Annotated in this window: 4 protein-coding genes; 3 read left to right on the top strand and 1 reads right to left on the bottom strand. The window is 41.2% G+C overall.

Features of this window, described 5'->3' with window-relative positions:
- Window positions 1–47: 47 nt before the first annotated feature.
- Window positions 48–236, top strand: coding sequence for a PLDc N-terminal domain-containing protein (locus NTV63_05095; GenBank protein MCX6710294.1), 189 nt, complete (start codon window positions 48–50; stop codon window positions 234–236).
- Window positions 237–264: 28 nt separating this feature from the next.
- Here the strand turns inward: NTV63_05095 and metG are convergent, their stop codons facing one another.
- Window positions 265–2,298, bottom strand: a complete 2,034-nt coding sequence (gene metG, locus NTV63_05090; GenBank protein MCX6710293.1) for a methionine--tRNA ligase — start codon at window positions 2,296–2,298, stop codon at window positions 265–267.
- A 141-nt stretch (window positions 2,299–2,439) separates the two neighbouring features.
- Here metG and NTV63_05085 point away from each other — a divergent pair, with 141 nt between their 5' ends.
- Together NTV63_05085 and NTV63_05080 are read left to right on the top strand one after the other, a co-directional pair.
- Window positions 2,440–2,592 (top strand): hypothetical protein, encoded by a 153-nt coding sequence (locus NTV63_05085; protein ID MCX6710292.1) that lies wholly within the window; start codon window positions 2,440–2,442, stop codon window positions 2,590–2,592.
- Window positions 2,593–2,595: 3 nt separating this feature from the next.
- A partial coding sequence (locus tag NTV63_05080) for a DNA ligase (protein MCX6710291.1) occupies window positions 2,596–2,868 on the top strand: 273 nt, incomplete at its 3' end.

Raw genomic sequence — 2,868 nt, 5'->3', positions numbered from 1 at the left:
ATTAAATTTTTATTTTTTTAATTGAAATTAAAAAGGGGGGGTAAAAAATGGCAATATTGGGAGGAAGTTGGGGACTTTGGGGAATATTGGCTTTAGTTGCAGCAATATGGGTAATATATGAAGCAGCAACCAACAAAAGCCTTTCAACAGGGCAGAAAGCATTGTGGATTATTTTAGCATTGTTTTTCAGCATAATAACAGCAATTGTGTACTACCTTGTTATGAAGAAGAAGTAAAAAAAATATTTTATTTTTTTATTCAACGTTATCTTATCTTTGCGCCGTCAGCAATGTCAACTGATAGAGTTCCGTTCTTAGGCTTCAGCTGCTTATCGCTCCAGAAGATGCTTTTGTCCTTGACTTCAAGAACTATCTTTGCGAAATCCTCAATGTCAAGCAGTTCTTTTGAGTTCTCCAAATCTCCGCAGAATATCTCTTCTCCCGGATTTCCATCAGGGCGCAAAAGAGAGATTTTCTCAGTTCCGTCAGGATTTATTTCTGATGCTGCAATAAGCATTCCCCTGCTCTCAACGCCCCGAAGCATCTTCGGCTTAAGGTTGCTCACTATTACAATCTTGCTTCCTAAAATTTCTTCTCTTGGAATCCTGTTTCTCAAGCCTGCGACAAGAGTTCTTTCTTCCCCGCCCAAGTCAATCTTCAGAACATAGAGCTTTTCAGCAGAGGGATGCTCTTCAACAGAGAGCACTTTTGCGATTTTTATGCATGCAGGGAACTTCTCTTTTTCCTTGAACTCAATTTTTGCAAAAAGTCTCGGCTCCTCATCAACTGTTCCTGAGTTTACGCATTCCCAGGACAAGTCAGAAAGATTCTTTTCTTTAAAGTGGAAGAGTTTTATTATCTTTTCAGATGACTCTGGAATATACGGGCTTATTAGGTAAGCGATGTATCTTATGGACTGAACAAGATTAAACAGAACTCCTTCAAGCTTGTTCTTGTCTGTCTTTGCTAGAACCCATGGCTCCTTGACTGTGATATACCTGTTTGACTCCTTAATGAGAAGCCACACTTCCTGGAGAGCCTTGTCTATCTCAACATTTTCAACATATTCCCTGCATTTTTCAACTGTATGCTCGGAAAACTCTCTCAGATGCTTGTCATCTGAATCCATTTGATAATTAAGAGGAAGTGATTTTGGAAGATTATTCCCAAGGAATCTCCTGACTAAAGCAGTTGTCCTTGTGATAAGATTTCCGAGTCCGTCTGCAAGCTCTGAATTTAAAACTCGCACAAATTCTTTTTCAGAGAAGTCGCCGTCAGCCCCGAAAGGCATAGCCCTGAAAAGGAAATACCTTGCAGAGTCAACTCCGTACTTTATGAGCTGCTCAATTGTCACAACATTCCCCTTGCTCTTTGAGATTTTATCCCCTTCAACTGTCCACCAGCCGTGCACGAAAACATGCTTCGGAAGCGGCACATCAAGAGACATCAGCATTGCAGGCCAGATTACGCAGTGGAACCAGATTATATCTTTACCAACCAATTGGCAGTCAGCAGGCCAGAATCTGCTGTTGTCTATACCCTCTTTTATTGAGGAGTCAAAGTAATAGTTTACTCCCGAAAGATAATTTGAAAGCGCATCAAACCAGACATATGTTGTGTGGCTCTTGTCTGTAGCAAAGGGTATTCCCCACTTGAGATTCTTCCTGCTCACGCTCAAGTCCTTTAAATCCTCTTTCACCCTCGCGATTATTTCAGGGGCACGGTTCTTTGGAAGGATAAAATCAGGGTGTTCCTTGTATAACTTTAAGAGAGCATCACGGTATTTGCTTAAACGGAAAAAGTATGATTCCTCTGTGATTTTCTCAACAGGATTATTATGAATAGGGCAGCATCCGTCCACAAGGTCTTTTTCAAGATAGAATGCCTCGCATCCTGTGCAGTAAAGCCCCTCATACTCTGCCTTGTAGATGTCCCCTTTTCCATCAATCTTTTTTGTCAATGCCTGAACATTTTTCTCATGGTCAGGGTCGCTTGTTCTTATAAAACGGTCACAATGAATGTTAAGCTTATTCCAGGCATCTTTGAACTGAACTGCCTTCTCATCGACAAATTCCTTTGGAGGCATGCCATTCTTTTCTGCTGCCTCTTCAATCTTCTTCCCGTGCTCATCAAGCCCTGTGAGAAAGAAAGTGTCATAGGAATCAAGTCTGTGCCATCTTGCAATTATGTCTGCTGCAATTGTGGTGTACGCGCTTCCTATATGAGCAATGTCATTAGGGTAGTAAATAGGTGTAGTCACATAGTACTTTTTTCCGCGATTGTGGGATGATTTTTCCATTTTAGCGTTCCTCTCTATAAAACAGGGGAACTATTGGACTTCCATATAAAAATTTTCCTAGAAAGATAGTCCTTCTGAATCAAAAATTTGAAAAAACTTTAAATAGTCATAAAAAAAATTAAGAATTCTGAGGATGGAATCATGAATATAATAGAAGAATGCATGATATGCGGCATCAGACCTGGAATATTCATCTGCAAGTCCTGCGGCATGAGCGTGTGCGAGGACTGCTTTGACAGGGCTAAAAAGGTGTGCAGGGACTGCAGCTCATTCTACAAGGATAAAGAAGAGTAAAAGGTGAGGACAATAAGATTCGCAGAGCTTGCAGAGGTTTATGAGGAACTTGAAAAGACGAGCTCAGGAAATGAACTGAGAAGGATACTCTCAGAGCTCTTCAGGAAGTGCTCAACTGAAGAGATACAGATGATTTCCTACTTAACTCTTGGAAAGCTTGATGCAGAATACAGAAGCCCTGAGCTCGGGCTCGCAGACAAGATGGTTGCAAAGGCAATTGCTGCATCATCTGCTCAGGGCGAAAAAAAGGTCTCAGCGCTTTTCAAGGAAAAGGGC

It is taken from the genome of Candidatus Woesearchaeota archaeon (assembly GCA_026394965.1).
Classification (GTDB): Archaea; Nanobdellota; Nanobdellia; order Woesearchaeales; family 0-14-0-80-44-23; genus JAPLZQ01.
The sequence above is the reverse complement of the archived record's forward strand: the minus strand, read 5'-3'. Positions and strand labels throughout refer to the sequence as shown.